18 protein-coding genes are annotated in these 17,745 nt (G+C 61.0%); 7 read left to right on the top strand and 11 right to left on the bottom strand.

Annotation, left to right across the window (positions count from 1 at the left end; translation table 11 throughout):
- The first annotated feature begins 71 nt into the window (after positions 1 to 71).
- Both NE357_RS10790 and NE357_RS10785 read left to right on the top strand, forming a co-directional pair.
- Complete coding sequence (locus NE357_RS10790; protein ID WP_169429826.1) at positions 72 to 386, top strand: DUF2388 domain-containing protein; 315 nt, start codon at positions 72 to 74, stop codon at positions 384 to 386.
- 114 nt (positions 387 to 500) lie between these two features.
- Entirely contained in the window at positions 501 to 902 is a 402-nt protein-coding gene (locus NE357_RS10785; RefSeq protein ID WP_169429825.1) for a hypothetical protein, read from the top strand.
- On the opposite strand, the gene ligD is transcribed toward NE357_RS10785, so the two are convergent.
- The 4 genes from ligD to NE357_RS10765 form a co-directional block, all read right to left on the bottom strand.
- Positions 903 to 3,467: a DNA ligase D gene (ligD, locus tag NE357_RS10780; RefSeq protein ID WP_169429824.1), complete on the bottom strand. Its 2,565-nt coding sequence runs from the start codon at positions 3,465 to 3,467 to the stop codon at positions 903 to 905.
- 17 nt (positions 3,468 to 3,484) lie between these two features.
- Positions 3,485 to 4,438 carry a methyltransferase gene (locus NE357_RS10775; protein ID WP_169429823.1) on the bottom strand — a complete coding sequence of 318 codons (954 nt, stop codon included), beginning with the start codon at positions 4,436 to 4,438 and terminating at the stop codon, positions 3,485 to 3,487.
- An 11-nt stretch (positions 4,439 to 4,449) separates the two neighbouring features.
- The gene (locus NE357_RS10770; RefSeq protein ID WP_169429822.1) at positions 4,450 to 5,826 is read right to left on the bottom strand and encodes an iron-containing redox enzyme family protein; all 1,377 of its coding nucleotides are present in this window, start codon (positions 5,824 to 5,826) and stop codon (positions 4,450 to 4,452) included.
- A 168-nt stretch (positions 5,827 to 5,994) separates the two neighbouring features.
- Positions 5,995 to 6,717, bottom strand: coding sequence for a tellurite resistance TerB family protein (locus tag NE357_RS10765; RefSeq protein WP_169429821.1), 723 nt, complete (start codon positions 6,715 to 6,717; stop codon positions 5,995 to 5,997).
- A gap of 257 nt (positions 6,718 to 6,974) precedes the next feature.
- Here NE357_RS10765 and pcsA point away from each other — a divergent pair, with 257 nt between their 5' ends.
- Positions 6,975 to 7,697 carry a phosphatidylcholine synthase gene (pcsA, locus tag NE357_RS10760; RefSeq protein ID WP_169429820.1) on the top strand — a complete coding sequence of 241 codons (723 nt, stop codon included), beginning with the start codon at positions 6,975 to 6,977 and terminating at the stop codon, positions 7,695 to 7,697.
- A 52-nt stretch (positions 7,698 to 7,749) separates the two neighbouring features.
- Here the strand turns inward: pcsA and NE357_RS10755 are convergent, their stop codons facing one another.
- Both NE357_RS10755 and NE357_RS10750 read right to left on the bottom strand, forming a co-directional pair.
- Positions 7,750 to 8,562: a class I SAM-dependent methyltransferase gene (locus NE357_RS10755; RefSeq protein ID WP_169429819.1), complete on the bottom strand. Its 813-nt coding sequence runs from the start codon at positions 8,560 to 8,562 to the stop codon at positions 7,750 to 7,752.
- A 33-nt stretch (positions 8,563 to 8,595) separates the two neighbouring features.
- Positions 8,596 to 8,868 carry a DUF4242 domain-containing protein gene (locus tag NE357_RS10750; protein WP_169429818.1) on the bottom strand — a complete coding sequence of 91 codons (273 nt, stop codon included), beginning with the start codon at positions 8,866 to 8,868 and terminating at the stop codon, positions 8,596 to 8,598.
- A gap of 230 nt (positions 8,869 to 9,098) precedes the next feature.
- Between NE357_RS10750 and NE357_RS10745 the strand changes: the two genes are divergently transcribed.
- Positions 9,099 to 9,560 (top strand): GNAT family N-acetyltransferase, encoded by a 462-nt coding sequence (locus NE357_RS10745; protein WP_169429817.1) that lies wholly within the window; start codon positions 9,099 to 9,101, stop codon positions 9,558 to 9,560.
- Positions 9,561 to 9,578: 18 nt separating this feature from the next.
- Here NE357_RS10745 and NE357_RS10740 read toward each other — a convergent pair whose 3' ends face one another.
- From NE357_RS10740 to NE357_RS10730, 3 genes are all read right to left on the bottom strand, one after another.
- Positions 9,579 to 10,793, bottom strand: a complete 1,215-nt coding sequence (locus tag NE357_RS10740) for a cytochrome c biogenesis protein DipZ (protein WP_169429816.1) — start codon at positions 10,791 to 10,793, stop codon at positions 9,579 to 9,581.
- 77 nt (positions 10,794 to 10,870) lie between these two features.
- Positions 10,871 to 11,167, bottom strand: coding sequence for a hypothetical protein (locus NE357_RS10735; RefSeq protein WP_169429815.1), 297 nt, complete (start codon positions 11,165 to 11,167; stop codon positions 10,871 to 10,873).
- 28 nt (positions 11,168 to 11,195) lie between these two features.
- On the bottom strand, positions 11,196 to 11,456 hold the full coding sequence (locus NE357_RS10730; protein ID WP_169429814.1) for a DUF2790 domain-containing protein: 261 nt from the start codon (positions 11,454 to 11,456) through the stop codon (positions 11,196 to 11,198).
- A gap of 307 nt (positions 11,457 to 11,763) precedes the next feature.
- Here NE357_RS10730 and NE357_RS10725 point away from each other — a divergent pair, with 307 nt between their 5' ends.
- Positions 11,764 to 12,504 carry a response regulator gene (locus NE357_RS10725; protein WP_085708690.1) on the top strand — a complete coding sequence of 247 codons (741 nt, stop codon included), beginning with the start codon at positions 11,764 to 11,766 and terminating at the stop codon, positions 12,502 to 12,504.
- Positions 12,501 to 13,808 (top strand): ATP-binding protein, encoded by a 1,308-nt coding sequence (locus tag NE357_RS10720; protein WP_169429813.1) that lies wholly within the window; start codon positions 12,501 to 12,503, stop codon positions 13,806 to 13,808. The genes NE357_RS10725 and NE357_RS10720 overlap by 4 nt, the downstream gene beginning before the upstream one ends.
- 65 nt (positions 13,809 to 13,873) lie before the next feature.
- Here NE357_RS10720 and NE357_RS10715 read toward each other — a convergent pair whose 3' ends face one another.
- The gene (locus tag NE357_RS10715) at positions 13,874 to 14,623 is read right to left on the bottom strand and encodes an HvfC family RiPP maturation protein (protein ID WP_169429812.1); all 750 of its coding nucleotides are present in this window, start codon (positions 14,621 to 14,623) and stop codon (positions 13,874 to 13,876) included.
- Entirely contained in the window at positions 14,616 to 15,455 is an 840-nt protein-coding gene (locus NE357_RS10710) for an HvfB family MNIO-type RiPP peptide maturase (RefSeq protein ID WP_169429811.1), read from the bottom strand. The genes NE357_RS10715 and NE357_RS10710 overlap by 8 nt, the downstream gene beginning before the upstream one ends.
- Before the next feature lie 1,239 nt (positions 15,456 to 16,694).
- Here NE357_RS10710 and NE357_RS10705 point away from each other — a divergent pair.
- A complete protein-coding gene (locus NE357_RS10705) occupies positions 16,695 to 17,741 on the top strand; it encodes a class I SAM-dependent methyltransferase (protein WP_169429810.1) in 1,047 nt (348 codons plus the stop codon).
- Positions 17,742 to 17,745 lie beyond the last annotated feature (4 nt).

The raw sequence follows: 17,745 nt of genomic DNA, 5'->3' as shown, positions 1-17,745 counted from the left end.
ACCGGTCACGCCGCACCTCTCACATTATGTGGTACTTCCTTTTCGCTTTACGCTGCTGGAGGAACACCGTCATGCGTCGTTTATTACTTGTTTCGTCTCTCATGCTCTGCCTGCCTTTTGGCTCAGCCTTCGCCCGTGTGGATGCAGGGGATGTCGCCACCTCGGCCGGTGTTTCCGCGTCGCTGTATTCCACCTTCAAGGATCACAAAATGGTGATTCCGGCCCGTGACGACCTGTCCGCATTCGTCGCCAGCGGCGGTGCCATCCGTGGCGTGTATCTGGAATCGGTGCTGCAACAGGTTCGTCAGGAAAACCCGGGCTTGAACGCCAGCGATGAAGAGCTGGCCAATGCGATCCTGGTCCACTACGAAGGTCTGTCGCAGTAACAGCCACGCGCTCGACGACGGTGGCTGACGGATTTGCCACCTCTGCGTTCTGCCGATGGACGGCAGCCGGGCGACCATGGGCAAAACCGTCGAACGGCCTCTATGATGGAGGCCATGACGATTGCCGCCCCGATCCGCTCCCCCTGCCCGCCCGGCGCCTGCATTTGCGGGCGCGATCCGTTGCTGGAAATGCCCGGCGCGGATCTGCGCATACTTTTGCTCACGCGGCAGGAAGAAAAGCGCCTGCTCGAACGCCTGGAAAACCTGCAAAGCCTGGCTGACCTCGAACGCCTGCGACAGCGGATGTTCGATCAGTTGGGCATTCGCATGGACATCGCTCCGGGTTCCAACGAAGTGCGGACCATGCGCGGTATCGCCATCGAAATCGCTGAACTGCCGGGCCTGTGTCGCAAGACTCGCCAGGCGATCCCGGCCGCCATTCGCCGGGGGCTGGAAAGACACCCGGAAATCGCCTTCGAACTGCTCAACGCCCATGACTTGCTGCGCGACGCCTGATCACTTTTTCAGGCCGACCCGTTTGCGCATCTCGGCGGTAATGCTCTGTCGGGTTTTCTTCATGTTCGCCCAGGGCTCATCGCCGACGTCCGCCAGGCGCTCATGAACGTTGTGCACATTCCACCGGTCAGCGCCTTTGATCTCGCCGACTTCCTCACGGAACAGCGGCACCGATACCGGCAGCCCTTCCCGGGTGCGGGCGGCGTAGGCACAAATGGTCGTGGCGCCCAGGCCGTTGCGCAGGTAATCGATGAAAATCCGCCCCACACGGTTCTTCGGCCCCGACACCGCTGAAAACCGCTCCGGCAACAGCCGAGCCATATGATTGACGATGGCATGGCTGAAATCCTTCACCTCGTCCCAGCCATGCTTGCGCGTCAGCGGCACCACCAGGTGAATACCCTTGCCTCCACTGGTCTTCAGGAAAGCCTTGAGGCCCAGTTCATCCAGCACGGTCAGAGTCAGGGCGGTGGCTTCAACCATGCTTTTCCACGGCAGTGCCGGATCCGGGTCCAGATCGAGAACAAAGCGGTCAGGCTTTTCCAGATCCACCGTGGTGGCGTTCCAGGTGTGCAGTTCGACGGTGCTCATCTGCACCGCACCGATCAGCGCTTCGACGTTGTTGATCAGCATCACCGGTTGTCCGGTGACGTGCTTGTCCAGCAAGCGGATGCCGGGAATCGCCAGGTTTTCGGCGTTTTTCTGGAAGAACAGTTCGCCGGCAATGCCTTCCGGTGCCCGCACCAGCGCCACGGGCCGATCCTTGAGTTGAGGCAGGATCCACTCGGCGACGCTGGCATAGTACTCGGCCAGTTGCATCTTGGTGGTGCCGCTGCTGGCGTCGATCACGCGGTCCGAGTGAGTGATTCTGACCTTGCCGCTGACCATCCCTGTCTGAGAGGGTGCCTTGGCGGCAGGTGCCTGCTTTTTCACAGGGGGGGTCGCGGCTGAAGTTTTCATCGGTTTCGCTTGCTCCTGCGTAATCTCCAGCGCCGGTTTGTCATCGCGCAGACCATGGAACACGGCATGGCGAACCGAACCCTCCCGGGTCATTTCCGCAAACGCCACCTCCGCCAGCAGGTGCGGCTTGAGCCAGTGCACCCCCTTGGCCTCGAATCCACTGGGCGGGTTGGCCAGCGCAGTCTTTTTCGTGCGCAACGGCTTGAGCCGGGCAAGCACGGTTTTCAAGGTGGCCTCGTTAAAGCCAGTGCCGACCTTGCCGGCATAACGTAACTCGCCGCTGTCGCGATCATGCAGACCGAGCAGCAGTGCACCAAAGGCACTGCGCGATCCCTTTGGATCGGTGTAGCCGACAATCACGAATTCCTGGCGATGTTTGCACTTGAGCTTGATCCAGTCGCTGCTGCGCCGCGACACGTAGGGCGAGCCGCGACGTTTGCCGATCAAGCCTTCCATCTGCATCTGGCAGGCGCTGTTGAGCAACGCCTGCGGCGTTTCGTCGAACGCTTCGGAAAAACGCAGCAACGGATGTTCGTGAGCCTTCAATACCGTGGCCAGCGCTGCCCGCCGTTCTTCCAGCGGAACTTCGCGCAGGTCGACACCATTGAGGTAAGGCACATCGAACAGGTAATAAAGGATGTCGCTGCTGCGGCGGGTGTCGAAGGCGTTCTGCAGCGCTTGAAAATCCGGAATGCCGTTTTCGTTGGCGACCACTACTTCACCGTCAAGCCACGCCGACTCCAGCCCCAGCGCCGCCAGTGCCTGAGCCTGCTCCGGCAGTTTGTGCGTCCAGTCATGGCCGTTACGGGTGAACAGCTGCACCGTTTGATGATCGATGCGCGCCATGACCCGGTAGCCGTCGAATTTGATTTCGTAACTCCAGTCCCCTGCCGGAGCGCTGTCCACCAGCGTGGCCAGCTGCGGTTTCAACCGGGCGGGGATTCGCGCCTTGTGCGCGCCGACAAGCTTGGCCGAGTCAGGTTTGCGCGCTGGCTGTTTCAGCGGTTTGACTTGCCTGGCGTCGAGCCTCGGTTTATCGACAAGGGTGCGCTCGCTGAGCACGCTATCCGGCTCGGCGACCAGCACGTCGTAATCGCTTTGCGGCCGGGCGGCGCTGTCCTGATGCTTGATCAGGAACCACTGCTCCTTTTTGCCCGGCATGTGGGTGCGCACCAGATTCCACACGCCGCCAAGCTTCTCGCCCTGCAGCTCGAACTTGAGTTTGCCCTTGGCATAGGCCTCCTGCGGATCCTCCAGCGGGATCCACACGCCACGATCCCAGACGATCACGTCCCCGGCACCGTAATGCCCCTGCGGAATGGTGCCTTCGAATGTCGCGTAATCCAGAGGGTGGTCCTCGACATGCACCGCCAGGCGCTTGACCTTGGGATCCAGTGACGGGCCTTTGGGCACTGCCCAGCTTTTGAGCGCACCGTCCAACTCCAGGCGAAAGTCGTAATGCAGGTGCGAAGCGTCGTGCTTCTGGATGCAGAACTGCAACGCGTGACCGGCGCCAGCCTTTTTGCCCCGACGCTTGACCGCTGCCGGTTCCGAGGTCGCCGAGAAGTCGCGCATGCGGTTGTAGTCGTCGAGGTTCCTGTTCATGGCGCACCTGCCTTGTTTCATCCAGTTCGGGTCACGGTCAGCGCCACCACGGCGATCCGCTCGACCCGTTGATAGCCGACATTCAGCAACTCCTCGCCGAAGACATCGGGATCGAGTTCACGATAAGTCCAGTCGAACCTCGTTGCATCCAGCCGCGACACCACGGTGTCAATAAACGGATCACGGCCATCGACCATCGCCACACCGGTGTAGAGCAACAGCGAGCCTCCGGGCGTCAGGCGATTGAGCGCCTGCTCGACAATGCGCAACGACAACCCGGCTCCCAGCGTTCCCCCTCCGTGGCGGTAAGCGCGCCCCGCCGGATCCGCCATGTAGGGCGGATTGGCAACAATCAGGTCGAACTCGCCCTCCACGCCTTGCAACACGTCACTGGCCAGCACTTCGACGTTGGCCACTTCTGCCAGCGCCGCGTTGATCGTGGTCAGGCGCAACGCCGCGGGATTGATGTCAAGTGCCAGCACCTGTGCCTGGCGACGGGCGCGGGCGATCAGAATCGCACCGACACCAGCGCCGCAACCGATGTCCACGGCGCGCTGGATCGGGGCAAAGCTCTGTTGCAAATGGCTGTGAATCAATTGGGCGAAGCGGTAGGTATCCGGGCCGAAGAACACCGAATCGGCCGCCTCGGTGGGAAACCCCGAATGTACGAACAGCAAATCGTCCAGACTCGACCAGCGCACCCGACTCTTCAGACGCCCATCGCAGGCCTCCAGAATTTGCGCATCCTGCCATTGCCGCTCCTCATCGGCCGAAAGCAATCCGGGTTCGAAGGAACGCGACCAGCCGAAAATATCGCGCAGACAGTCGACCGCCTGCCCTTCGTCGCGCTGATTGACCCGCTGATGGGTCAGCGGCGTCGGTGTGACGAATCGATAGCCGTCCGCCTGCAAGCGCCGGCCCAGTTGCAACAGCGCAAGATCGTCGGCGGACAGCAACGCTTCCTGACTCATGGGCGACTCCCTCAGTCCAGACCGGATTTAAGCTCGATGAAGCGGCGGGTCGCGAGCAAACCGGCCGGAAGAGCATGACGGGCCGGCGCCAGCCAAGGGATCAGCGCCGCCATCTGTCCGTGACCATCCAGCCCGTGCAGTGCCGCGTTCAATTGCCGGACATCGGGATCCTGCGCGGACACCGTGACTGCCGGTGCCGCTCGACTCCGACGTCGCGCCGGAACCGGTCCGGTCGCAGGCGCCCGGTCACCGGCAATCCAGTCATGCAGCAGCTGTTTTTCGTAGTCATTGAACACGCCGAACATCGACGCGCCATCGCCCTCGATCAATTGCCAGAAGCGGCTGGCCTGAGGGTCTTGATGACGCTTTATCCAGCCTTTGTCTTGCAGCGCCTGGAGAAATCCTGACAGTTGCTCTGGCGCGGCCAGCCATTGATTGACGGTCTTGCCTTCGAACCGGCAATAGTCCGAATGCATGTCCTGGCCGAAGACGCGCTTGCGTTCGACCATGGCCAGCAACTCACGCGTCAAGTCGAAACCCTCGATGATGGCGCGACTGCCCTGCCCCAAATCGTTGAGCCGGTAGCCCCGCGAAACCCGGCGCAGGAAATCGGCGCGATCAGCCTCCCGCGGCATCAGATCCAGTGCAGCCTGCACAGCTTTCTGCGCATGGCCGGTGCTGGCGTTATCGATGGTCACATGCAGGGTGAAGTAATACGGATCGATGCCCAGCTCGCTCAACTCATAACTGCTGATCAACAGGTGCAAGGGCAGTTGTTCATAGCCAAGATTGTAGCCAATGACTTCCGGCAGAAAGTCATCGCCGCAGGCACCCAGTGCGAGCTGCAACGCACCTTGCAGATAACGCTCGTCGGGCAAGGCATCTGCGTGTTCCAGACCATGCTCGGCCAGTAGTTTGCGGTAGATCACCACGTGGTTTTGCGCAGGGTTGCCTTCACCAAGCTCTTCCAGATAGGTGCAGATCAGGCCGCAGAAGCGTGGATCGCGCCACTGCTGCAACAAGCCGTAAAGCCAGGCGCCGTCCACCCGTTTGGTCGGGGCTACCGCTTGCAGGAAATACAGCGCATGGGCCTTGCCGCTGAAAAACTGCCGTGAACCACCGTCCTTGCGATGTTGCAGATAATCGGCGTATTGCCGGCCGACTTCGGCGCAATGCTCGGCCACCCAGTCGTGCCATACCGAAGGATCCGGCGGCAACACCTCTGGCAATTGCGCAGCCTGCAGCAGTTGCTCTTCGAGAAACGGACGCGCCAGGGCACGGGGATTTTCCCCCGAGAGCAATGCTTCATACAGGCTGCGCAAGCCTCCAGGGGGATGGATCGATTGCGCGTGGGCAGGTGTTGAAAGCAGACGTGTCAGGACAGTCATGGCAGATTCCCGGTCAATTGGCAGGACGCTGGTTCACGCGCCTCTAAAGCAGCAGAGAGGCAGCGCGCTGCAAAAATTCAATCGACGTGAAATTTGCCCGGACGGACGGAGCCCCCCGGCAACTTTATTTCCTGAACAGAAGTTGCCGAAGGCTGTGAGCGGTGGGTTTCAGGCCGTCCCTTTGGCCTGCTGCTCCAGATGCACCTGCAACTCTGGATCGATCTGCAAGGCCGCCGCCAGCTCATCCAGGTAATTGCGTTCGGCATCCTGCTGGTCGTCCACCAGCATCACACTGGCGATATACATTTCGGCGGCCACGGCCGGATCGCTGTTCGCCGCCTGCGCGACTTCGCGGGCATCGAGGGGTTTGGCGACTTCAGCGTCCAGCCATTGCTGCAGGTCCGGGTCATCGGTGTGGCGGCCGATTTCGCTGCTGATCAGCTGTTTCTCCGACTCGTCGATCCGCCCGTCGGCCTTGGCCGCCGCGATCAATGCGCGCAATACCGCGTGGCTGTGCTCCTCGACCTGCGGGCCGGCCAGCAGGTCCGCCGTCTGCGGTGTCTGTTGCGGCGCGGCTGACGCCTGACTGCGTTGCCAGGCTTGATACGCCTGGAACGCCATCATGCCCAGCGAGGCCAGGGCCGCGTAGTTAGTGCCGCCGGAACGACGTTGCGTCCCACCGCCAAGTGCTCCACCCCCCAATCCTGTGCCCCCAAGCAAACCGCCCAACAGCCCGCCCAGTCCGCCGGCAGTCGCACCGCCGCCACCGAGCAGACCACCCAGCAAGCCGCCGAGTCCGCCCAGGCCATCACCGGACGCAGCGCCGCTTTGTTGTTGTCCCGCCGAGGCCTGGCCTCGCAGCAATTGTTCGAGCAAATCACTGGTGTTCATGACGTCGTCCTCAGGCAAAGGCGTAACCGCGTCAGGCAACGATAGACCTGCGCACCGGTTGTGCCAGCACCGTTTGGCTGACACTGGGAGGGCGAATGATTTCTGCGTCGAAAAAATTCCGTTGCCAGCTAACATTCATGAATGGGTGAACCTTATCCCGGCCCGGCCGGTCGATAGCTGCAACCCCGACCCGGTTGGCCGCACGCTTGTTGCTCAAGACGTTTCCCGGCCTGCTTCACTTTCTGGAGACCGCCTCCGTGATATCGACCGTTCACATCGCCAGGCTCAAGGCCTGGGGCGCCCATGGTTTCACCGCGACCGGCGTGGTCACAGCCTTCCTCGCCACCCTCGCCCTGCTGGAAAACCAGCCAATCCACTGCCTGATGTGGCTGGGCGTGGCGCTGATCGTCGACGGCCTCGACGGGGCGCTGGCGCGCAAGGTCAACGTGCAGTCAGTGTTGCCGAGTTTCGACGGCTCGATCCTCGATCTGGTGATCGATTACCTGACCTACGTGTTCATTCCGGCACTGTTCATCTATCGCTACATTCCCCTGCCCGACTACACCCTGCTGCTGACCGTGTCGCTGATTCTGGTGTCGTCGCTGTTCTGCTTCTGCAACGTCAACATGAAGAGCAAGGACAACTACTTCGTCGGTTTCCCCGCTGCGTGGAACGTGGTTGCGCTGTGCCTGTACATCATCGCCCCGGGGCCGTGGATCACCTTCCTGACCGTGATCGCTCTGGCGCTGCTGACCGTGACCCGAATGAAATTCCTCCATCCGTTCCGTGTGCGCCGGTTCATGCCGATCAATATTGCGGTGACGGCGATCTGGCTGCTGTGCAGCCTGTCGCTGGTGCTCAACCACCCGGTCATCAACCCGCTGGTGATGGGTTTGTGGTTACTGGCGTCGGCGTATTTTCTGGGCATCTGCATCTGGCGTACGGCGCTGGAGTGGTTTGATGCTTCGCACCTGAAATAGAAGAATTTGTGGGAGCGAGCCTGCTCGCTCCCACACTTGTTTTGCATGACGCTTAGCGTTTGGTAATCACCACCTCCAGATACTCGCTCGGCACTACCATCGAATCCGGCCCCGCCCGGTTCAGCCCGTCGATCAGCTGTGTCAGATCTCCTTCCAGTGCCTGCCCGCTTTCCGGTGGCAATGCCGCGAACGCCTTGTGCACCGGCCCGTACCAGTGGCGGAAGATGTCGATGAAGTGTGCCGCCGAGCGATAACGGAAATTGAAGTGGCGGCGAGTCACTTGCATCAGGAACTGGCGCTCATCGAAGTGCGAATGCAGCCAGGCTTCCGAACCCCAGTTCGACGGTGGTTGCGCGCCCGCCGGGGGTGACAGGTGGCGACCGAGGGTCTTGAACATCTGGCCGACGAAGCCTTCCGGCGTCCAGTTGGCCAGGCCGATCCGCCCGCCACGGCGACAGACCCGCGCCAGTTCCTGCGCAGCCTTGGCCTGATCCGGGGCGAACATCACACCGAAAGTCGACAGCACCGCATCGAAACTGGAATCGGCGAACGGCAGCGCTTCGGCGTCAGCGACCTGGAAGGTCACGTCCAGATGCTCGGCACGCGCCCGGTCCTGGCCGCGCTCCAGCAACGCCGCGACATAATCGGTGGACAGCACCCGACAGCCCCGGCGCGCCGCCGCCAGCGTGGCATTGCCATTGCCGGCGGCGACGTCCAGCACCTCTTCATCGCAGCGTAAATCGCAGGCTTCGGCGAGGTCTTCCCCGACGATCTGCAAGGTGGTGCCGATCACGGCATAGTCGCCGCTGGCCCAGGCGACTTTCTGGCGTTCCTTCAGGGCAGTGAGATCAATGGGGGTGCTCATCGATGGGTGCTCCACGACAGGTTGAATCAGGCGTTACTCGGCGGTCGTCGGGTCAATGATGTTCATCACCCGGGACACACTGTTGGCGGGAAACCCGCCCAGCCTGGCATGCTCGCGCACCAGCTCTTCGTTGGGGGCGATGTACACGCAATACACCTTGTCGGCGGTGACATAACTCTGCAGCCACTGCACCTGCGGTCCGAGTTCACGCAACGCCTGGCAGGACGTTTGCGACACGGCTTTGAGTTCTTGCTCCGACAGCTTTCCGGCCCCTGGAATCTCGCGTTCAATCACGAATTTCGGCATGGCAACCTCGCTTTCTTTTTATCAGTGACAGGGCGGGTACAGCCCTGCTCTTCCACTATCGCCCCGAGGCCGTACGGCGTCCCCTCCAATCGTCTAAAGAGCCTTTAAAACCGGGCTTTCGCCGATGAATGGCGGGATTTTGTAAAGGCCCCGAAACACTCTCATGGGGGTTGCCAAGGTGTCGTCGGATCGGCTCTGATGCAGACCCGAACCGCGAACGGAATCCGACCATGTCCTTGCGCCTCGAATGGCTCGCCGACCACATGCAGCACAGCGACACTTACGCCGAGTGGATCCACCGCCAGTTTCACTACGAATATGCCCATCAACCGTTGGCCGAGTGGCAGCGGGAATTTGCCGAAGGGCAAACCAATGGTGACTGGCGCTGCCTGATCGCGCTGGACGGCGAACGTTTGCTCGGTGGCGCGGCACTGGCTCGTGCAGATCTTGCGCAACGACCGGATCTGGAGCCTTGGCTGGCCTGCGTGCTGGTCAGTCCCGAATCTCGCGGTCAGGGGCTGGCAGAAAAATTGATCGAAGGAATTGCCGAGCAAGCAAAGAAACAAGGCCTACCGCGTTTCTACCTGCATACGCAAAACAAACAGGACTACTACGCCAAACGCGGCTGGACAGTGCTGGAGCGTTTTCAGGCCTGGGACAACGAACAATGGCTCATGGTGCGCGACCTGTGAGCCATTGACGTTCGCGGTTCAGGCTGCAGGTGCCTTGGCCTCTTTGAGCAGTTGCTGAATCATCTGCTCCTGAGCTTCATAGCGACCCTCGCCAAAGTGGGTGTAACGCACCTGCCCCTTGGCATCGATCAGGTAGTGCGCCGGCCAGTACTGGTTGTCGAAGTTGCGCCAGATCGCGTAGTTGTTGTCGATGGCCACCGGGTAGGTGATACCGAGTTTCTTCACCTGATCCTTGACGTTGTCGATGATTCGCTCGTAGGCGTATTCCGGGGTATGCACGCCGATCACCACCAGGCCGTCCTTGCCGTACTTCTTCTCCCACTCTTTCACGTACGGCAGCGTGTGCTGGCAGTTGATGCAGTCGTAGGTCCAGAAGTCCACCAGCACCACTTTGCCGCGCAGGGATTCGGCGTTCAGCTCCGGGGAGTTCAGCCATTGCACTGCGCCGGCCAGTGACGGCATCGCGCCTTTGCCCTGCTCGTCCGACGTCGAATCCGCCCGCACTTTGCTGATGAAGTAATCGATCACTTTCGGCGCGTTTTCCAACACGTTTTTCTCGACGCTGGCGACGCCTTCGGACGACGTGCCGGCCAGCAGGGTTTTATCAGCGCCGGTGGAGATCACGGCGGCTGCCGCCAACACCGCAACGCCCGCCCCGCGCCGCAACCAGCCGGTGAACGGGATCGACGGTTTCAACCGGTTGACCAAGCCGCGACCGGCGAAGATCAGCGTCCCCAGCGACAGCGCACTGCCCGCGCCGTAAGCCAGCAGCAACAGGCTGGTCTGGGCATTGGCACCTTGCAACATGGCGCCAGTGAGGATCACGCCGAGGATTGGACCGGCACACGGTGCCCACAGCAGACCGGTGGCCACGCCGATCATGATCGAGCCCATGGGGCCGGCCTTCTTGCGGGTGTCCGGATCCAGGCGATTACCCAGCAACACGAATGGCCGCGCCAGCCAGTCACCGATGCGTGCGGAAATCAGCGACAGCGCAAACAGCACCATCACGATCAGCGCGATGTGTCGGCCGGTGTTGTTGGCCTGGATCACCCACTCGCTGCTGACTACCGCGAGGCTGGAGATCAGGGCGAAGGTCAGGGCCATGCCGCCGAGGGTCAGCAGGATCGAGGAACGGCTGCGGTCGACTCCGGCAAACAGGAACGGCACCACCGGCAGAATGCAGGGGCTGAGGACAGTCAACAGACCGCCCAGGAAAGCGATGAGGAACATAGGGTTCACCTTTTGAAATGTGGGCGGTCTGCCGATCAAACAGGTGCCTGCCGTTCACCGACAGGCACCCGGGTAGCTCAAGCGGTCTGGCTGTCCAGCCATTGGCTTTGCGGTGTGCGGCTGGCGCCGTTTTCCGCCACCATCTGTCCTTGCGGCGTGCGGCTGGAGCCGTCGGCCGCCACCATCTGCCCTTGCGGCGTGCGGCTGGCGCCGTCGGCGGCGATCAAGGCATCGCTGCCCTGTTTGGCCACCGGGCTCAGTTGAAAGCAGGTGCTGCCGGCGCAGCTATTCTGTTCGACGGCGCTGTTGGCATGCGCCGCGACACCGGCAAACGAGAAGGCAATGGCGGTCAAGAAACGCGAAACGTTGTTCATGGCAATCTTCCTTTAAATGGGTGGCGGATCAGTTCTGGTTGTCACAGCCGTCAGCGAATTTGCTGTAGTCGAGAACGCGGGTCTGACCGGCCGAATCGAGGTAGGTCATGCGGGCGTCGACGATGCCGCAGGTCATCGATTGGTCTTCTTTCATCGAGAGCACTTTCTGGATGTCCAGATGGGTGCCGTAGGTGTAGGTTTGCGGGGCAACCGCTTCGGCGCGGGCCGACAGGGTGCAGATGTTCAGGGCGGCAAACAGGCAGGCGGCGATTACGGATTTGTTGGTCATGGCGATTTCCTCAAGGCTTCAATGGGTAGGTCGTTGATTGAGCCGAGGCGTTGCGGTGTGCCTCGATGGAGCTCATTTAAAGCTCGCGAGGTATCCCGTCTGTGTCGGAAAACAGCCGGTATAAATCGCTACGTATCTCGCCCGCAGGGGGATACACAGCGATACAAAACCCTGAAAAAATCGCGATTTTGCGTCCACATGTATCCACCGTTGCGCCGGATACACTGCAATACAAAGGCAGGCAGGCGAGCCCGCGCGGGCTCTATAGACTGCGAGACATTCCCCCACTTGATAGAGGTTTGGCTCCATGGATCATGTCGATCACATTCTCATCGTCGATGACGACCGCGAGATTCGCGAACTGGTTGGCAACTACCTGAAAAAGAACGGCCTGCGCACCACGGTGGTCGCTGATGGCCGGCAGATGCGCAGTTTTCTGGAAGCCAACACTGTCGACCTGATCGTGCTCGACATCATGATGCCGGGCGATGACGGCCTCCTGCTGTGCCGCGAATTGCGCGCCGGCAAACACAAGGCCACGCCAGTCTTGATGCTGACGGCCCGCAACGACGAAACCGACCGCATCATCGGCCTGGAAATGGGTGCCGACGATTACCTGACCAAACCCTTCGCCGCACGCGAGCTGCTGGCGCGAATCAATGCCGTGCTGCGACGCACGCGGATGCTGCCACCCAATCTGGTGGTCACCGAAAGCGGCCGTTTGCTGGCCTTCGGGCGCTGGCAACTCGACACTTCGGCCCGCCATCTGCTCGACACCGACGGCACCATGGTCGCCCTGAGCGGCGCGGAATACCGTTTGCTGCGGGTGTTCCTCGACCATCCGCAACGAGTGTTGAGCCGCGATCAACTGCTCAACCTGACCCAGGGCCGCGACGCCGATCTGTTCGATCGTTCCATCGATCTGTTGGTCAGCCGTTTGCGCCAGCGCCTGCTGGACGACGCCCGGGAACCTGCCTACATCAAGACCGTGCGCAGTGAAGGTTATGTGTTCTCGCTACCGGTCGAAATCCTCGGAGCGCCCGCATGACGTTCTCCCTGCACTGGCCGCGCACGCTGGCCTCACGGTTGTCGCTGATTTTCCTGATCGGCTTGCTGCTGGCCCAGGCGTTGTCGTTCGGTGCGCAGTATTACGAGCGATATGAAAGTGCGAAAAACACCATGCTCGGCAACCTGGAAACCGACGTTTCGACCTCGATTGCGATCCTCGATCGCTTGCCGGCCGAAGAGCGTCCGATGTGGCTCGAACGCCTGGCCCGGAACAACTACGGTTACCTGCTCAGCGAGGGCGAACCGGGTACACCGATCGGCGCCGGCGAAGTGCCGATCGCGGTCACCTCGATCACCGACGCCATTGGCGAGAAGTACCCGCTGACCTTCACCGACATTCCGGGGCCGAAAAAGCACTTTCAGGGCCACCTGCGCCTGAGCGACGGCAGCCCGGTGACCATCGACGTTCGCCCGTCGATGGTGCCGCTGTCGCCGTGGCTGCCGGTGGTGCTGCTGGGGCAACTGGCGCTGATGATTGCCTGCACCTGGCTGGCGGTACGCATCGCCATCCGTCCCCTGACCCGTCTGGCCAACGCAGTGGAAACCCTTGACCCTAATGCTCACCCGATCAATCTGGACGAAAAGGGTCCGAGCGAAGTGGCCTACGCCGCCCGTGCGTTCAACACCATGCAGGCGCGGATCGCCGCGTACCTTAAAGAACGCATGCAATTGCTGGCAGCGATTTCCCATGACCTGCAAACCCCGATCACACGGATGAAACTGCGCGCGGAGTTCATGGACGATTCGACGGAAAAGGACAAGCTGTGGAACGACCTCGGCGAGATGGAGCATCTGGTGCGTGAAGGCGTGGCCTACGCGCGCAGCATCCACGGCGCGACCGAGGAAAGCCGCCGCACCAACCTCGATTCGTTCCTCGACAGCCTGGTGTTCGATTATCAGGACATGGGCAAGGAGGTGCAGTTGAGCGGCAAGAGCGAAGCGGTCATCGACACCCGACCTCATGCCTTGCGCCGGGTGTTGGTCAACCTGACCGACAACGCGCTGAAATTTGCCGGTGCTGCCGAACTATTGGTCGAACGCCAAAGCAACGGCCTCTCGATCAAAGTCATGGATCGCGGACCGGGCATCGCCGAAGAGGAACTGGCGCAGGTGATGGAGCCGTTCTACCGCGTGGAAAACTCGCGCAACCGCAGCACCGGCGGTACGGGACTGGGCCTGGCGATTGCCCAGCAACTGGCGATGGCGCTGGGGGGTTCGCTGAATCTGAGCAATCGTGACGGTGGCGGGTTGTGTGCTGAACTGAAGCTGCCCATGCATTCCTGAGTCAAACATAATTCCCTGTGGGAGCGGGCTTGCCCGCTCCCACAGGATTTGCGGTGTTTGCGAAATCAGGTAATGCCTAACACACCGTCCTCATGCATCTGCTGCAACAACGCCAGACCACTGTCCATGAACGATGCTGTTACTGGCATCCCCGCTTCCATCGCCAACCCTTCCAGTTGTTCACGACCGTTCAGCGCAGGGAACTCGCCAATTCGCTGCAACAACCGCCACGCCAACGGGCTCAGCTCGGAAAACTTCACACTGAAATCCATTGTGCGCCGCACCAGCAACAACGTCGGCTGGGCCGGTGGCGCAGACGGCTGATGATCCGGCCCGAGCATCTGTACCGGCCATGCGTACGCCAATGGCCACGCCAGCGCCGAAACCTGCAGTGGCCGCTCCAGCAGCAGCGCGGGATCACTTGCCGGCAGCGGCTGGGCATCGGACTGCTGCAACACCATTTCCACCCATTCGTAATGCGCCAGCTCCACCAGAAATGCCGGCCACTCGCCCATGCTCAACACTGCGGGTTCCGAGGCGAGGTAATCGACAAACGCCTCGGCGATCTCACCGAATTTCGGCGTCTGAGCCCGGTAGTCCCGCAGGAAGCCGCGAATCAATGTGCGCCAGCGCTCCTGACCGATGATCCGGATCAGCACCGGAAACGTCCCGCCCAACAGTTGCGAGACATTGTTGAACACCAGATCGCGATAGACGTTGACCCGCGCCGCATTCATGTCGGCCGGGGGCGTCTCGTTCTCGGGATCGCGCAAGTAGCGAGTCAGCGCCAGTTGTTGCTGCTCAAGGTTATCCACGTTGGCCTCCCTGATTCTGCAAGCGGCGAATGGTCTGCAACTCGGCCACCAGTTCCGAGAAGGCCGGAAAGTTGAAGTCGCGCTCGAGCAAGGTCGGCTGTGCGCCAAAGCGTGCATAGGCATCTGCCAGCAGCGACCAGACCACTGGCTTCACCGAAGCGCCGTGGGTATCGATCTTCAGCGTGTCGGACTCGTCGAAATGCCCGGCCACGTGCATCCCGACCACCCGGCCCGACTCGATCCCGACCAGAAATGTCTGCGGGTCGAACCCGTGGTTGATCGAGTTGACGTAGACGTTGTTGACGTCCAGCAGCAGGTCGCAATCGGCCTCGCGCAGCACGGCGTTAGTGAAGGTCACCTCGTCCATGTCCTGCCGGGGGGCGGCGTAATAGGAAACGTTTTCCACTGCCAGGCGCCGGCCGAGAATGTCCTGGGCCTGACGGATCCGCGCGGCAACGTGGTGCACCGCCTCTTCGGTGAATGGCAGCGGCAGCAGGTCATAGAGGTGACCGTCGTCGCTGCAATAGCTCAAGTGCTCGCTGTACAGCGGCACGTTGTAATGATCGAGAAACACCCGGACTTCCCGAAGGAAATCGACGTCCAGCGGCGCCGATCCACCGAGCGACAACGACAGGCCGTGGCAGGACAACGGATAACGCTCGGCCAGTTCACACAGCGCGGCACCGTGGGCACCGCCGACGCCGATCCAGTTTTCCGGGGCGACTTCGAGAAAGTCGAAATCGCCGATGCGGGCGGCTTGAAGATCCTTCATCAAGCCGCGACGCAGGCCGAGCCCGACGCTGGCCTGCAAGGTGGGGTGGGGAGTCTGCATGGGCAAGACCTCTGCTGAAGAGCCGCCGGGCGTGGCGACTGACAGACTCAGTTAAACCGGCGGGTGTATCGCGGCTGTGTGGGCAATGCGCGGGAAGTGGCGGGTTTTGTATCGGCGGCTGGTCTGTACACAATGGGATACAGAACCCGCTGACTTCTTCGTGAACGGCATGCCTACTACCAAACAGGCGATGCTCGAAGCTCGCCCCGGTTCCTGACAGTCCGAAGAGTTCAGAGCTTACGGATGACACTTACAGATGCCGACGAAATTCCCTACCTCCGCACGAGAATTAGCTGATTGAACTATTATTTTTGACAGATTAACGAGTCAAAAAAAACCCGCATCAGCCGAAACTGACACGGGCTTTTCCCCACATCAACGACCGTTACTTCAGGTCGTCAAAGTGGTCTCGCAGGAACTCGTAAAAGCGAAACGCTTTCAACAATCTCCATACGAGGCTCAACGTACGCAACAAAAGCTTCATACGTTTTGGCCTCCAAGGTTGGGGGCCAAACCTCCAGCGCACTTACCGGATCACGCGTGCCTTCGGAAGAACACGCCAGTACTTCCGGTGAGGTGGCCGGTTGAAATCCCTCCGAAACATCATTCCGGCACGGATGCAAAACCGTGTCAGAGGGCGTGAAACCGTTAGGCCACCAGCCAAACCCCTCCGTTGCACCAGGGTGTGAGCGCGCGCATATTAACCTAGAATCGCAGGTGGTAAGTCTCGGCTCAGTGATTCTCAAATGAAAGAAGCGCGTCTTTTGTAAACTGTTATTTCTGTCAGCATCTCTCTCCGGCATCAGGTACTGAAAACACTGCCTAGGATCTCTGATACACCTACTCATGGTGGGTAAAAATCACGTTGCAAGGATAGGAAAAGCTCAATAACATGGCCTCCACGCCAGTGCTTCCGGTGAGACGCACTAAGCCTCAGCCGCAATCTGAGGCTTGCTAGAAAACCGCCCCGCAAGGCGGTTTTTTTTCGTCCGCCGTTTGCTCCTGGCGGACATGGGCCGGCGCTCTGTCTTGGCCCTCGCGATACACAACGATTCACGGCCTCGAAATCTACGCAGCCCGCTCCCACCGGCACCAACAGCGACTAGACTCAATCATTACCCAGTCGAGGGGGACGCAGGACAGCAGTGTCGCCCTGCCCGTTTCCACGACCACCGCCCGGTGGTGAATGCCTCGACCCCCATCACCACCGGACTGTGATCCTTGACAGGAGCACATGACATGGACGAGGCCAGACTCAACGAGTTCATGGGCAAACTGGTCAACGACATGGGCGGTGCGGCGATGCTGGCCAATGTCATCGTCGGCGAAGAACTTGGTTTGTACAAAGCCATGGCCGACAGCCAGCCGATATCCCCGGAAACCCTCGCCGAAAAAACCGCCTGCAACACTCGCCTGGTGCGCGAATGGCTTAGCGCCCACGCCGCCTCAGGCTACATGGAACACCTGGACGGCAAGTTCCGTCTGCCGGAGGAACAGGCCATGGCCTTGGCCAAGGAAGATTCGCCGGTCTACGTGGCCGGCGGGCTTGGCGTGGTGGCGTCGTTTTTCCACGACAAGGACAAGCTGGTCAAAGCCATGCGCGGCAATGGCGCCCTGCCCTGGGGCGATCACCATCCGTGCATGTTCACCGGCACAGAACGGTTCTTCCGTCCCGGCTACAAAGGGCACTTGATCGCCGAATGGCTGCCGGCACTGGAGGGCGTGGTGGCCAAACTCGAAGACGGCGCCAAGGTCGCCGATGTCGGCTGCGGTCATGGCGCCTCCACGGTGATCATGGCCCAGGCCTATCCCAACTCGCGTTTCGTCGGTTTCGACTACCATGCGCCCTCGGTGAGCGTCGCCACCCAGCGGGCCGAAGAAGGCGGAGTGAGCAGCCGGGCGCGGTTTTTCCAGGGAACGGCGAAGAGCTTTCCCGGCGATGACTACGACCTGATCTGCTATTTCGACTGCCTGCACGACATGGGCGACCCGGTCGGTGCCGCACGGCATGCTTACGATTGCCTGAAAGACGACGGCACCGTGCTGTTGGTCGAACCCTTTGCCAACGACACACTGGACGACAACATCAATCCGGTTGGGCGCTTGTTCTATGCAGCCTCGACGTTCATTTGCACGCCGAACTCGCTGTCTCAGGAAGTGGGCCTGGGGCTCGGTGCGCAAGCCGGCGAGATGCGCTTGCGCAAAGTGTTCAGTGAAGCCGGATTCAAGCAGTTCCGGCGGGCGACGCAGACGCCGTTCAACCTGATCCTGGAGGCTCGCAAGTAAACGT

The sequence above is a fragment of the Pseudomonas sp. G7(2022) genome, assembly GCF_052660475.1.
The sequence above is the reverse complement of the archived record's forward strand: the minus strand, read 5'-3'. Positions and strand labels throughout refer to the sequence as shown.

Bases quoted from the DNA above. Each gene is read 5' to 3' on its own strand.
- ligD (WP_169429824.1), bottom strand. From the start codon at position 3,467: ATGAACAGGAACCTCGACGACTACAACCGCATGCGCGACTTCTCGGCG.
- NE357_RS10750 (WP_169429818.1), bottom strand. From the start codon at position 8,868: ATGCCGAAATTCGTGATTGAACGCGAGATTCCAGGGGCCGGAAAGCTG.
- NE357_RS10790 (WP_169429826.1), top strand. From the start codon at position 72: ATGCGTCGTTTATTACTTGTTTCGTCTCTCATGCTCTGCCTGCCTTTT.
- NE357_RS10705 (WP_169429810.1), top strand. From the start codon at position 16,695: ATGGACGAGGCCAGACTCAACGAGTTCATGGGCAAACTGGTCAACGAC.
- NE357_RS10725 (WP_085708690.1), top strand. From the start codon at position 11,764: ATGGATCATGTCGATCACATTCTCATCGTCGATGACGACCGCGAGATT.
- NE357_RS10775 (WP_169429823.1), bottom strand. From the start codon at position 4,438: ATGAGTCAGGAAGCGTTGCTGTCCGCCGACGATCTTGCGCTGTTGCAA.
- NE357_RS10735 (WP_169429815.1), bottom strand. From the start codon at position 11,167: ATGAACAACGTTTCGCGTTTCTTGACCGCCATTGCCTTCTCGTTTGCC.
- NE357_RS10765 (WP_169429821.1), bottom strand. From the start codon at position 6,717: ATGAACACCAGTGATTTGCTCGAACAATTGCTGCGAGGCCAGGCCTCG.
- NE357_RS10710 (WP_169429811.1), bottom strand. From the start codon at position 15,455: ATGCAGACTCCCCACCCCACCTTGCAGGCCAGCGTCGGGCTCGGCCTG.
- NE357_RS10720 (WP_169429813.1), top strand. From the start codon at position 12,501: ATGACGTTCTCCCTGCACTGGCCGCGCACGCTGGCCTCACGGTTGTCG.
- NE357_RS10770 (WP_169429822.1), bottom strand. From the start codon at position 5,826: ATGACTGTCCTGACACGTCTGCTTTCAACACCTGCCCACGCGCAATCG.
- NE357_RS10755 (WP_169429819.1), bottom strand. From the start codon at position 8,562: ATGAGCACCCCCATTGATCTCACTGCCCTGAAGGAACGCCAGAAAGTC.
- NE357_RS10745 (WP_169429817.1), top strand. From the start codon at position 9,099: ATGTCCTTGCGCCTCGAATGGCTCGCCGACCACATGCAGCACAGCGAC.
- NE357_RS10785 (WP_169429825.1), top strand. From the start codon at position 501: ATGACGATTGCCGCCCCGATCCGCTCCCCCTGCCCGCCCGGCGCCTGC.
- NE357_RS10740 (WP_169429816.1), bottom strand. From the start codon at position 10,793: ATGTTCCTCATCGCTTTCCTGGGCGGTCTGTTGACTGTCCTCAGCCCC.
- NE357_RS10730 (WP_169429814.1), bottom strand. From the start codon at position 11,456: ATGACCAACAAATCCGTAATCGCCGCCTGCCTGTTTGCCGCCCTGAAC.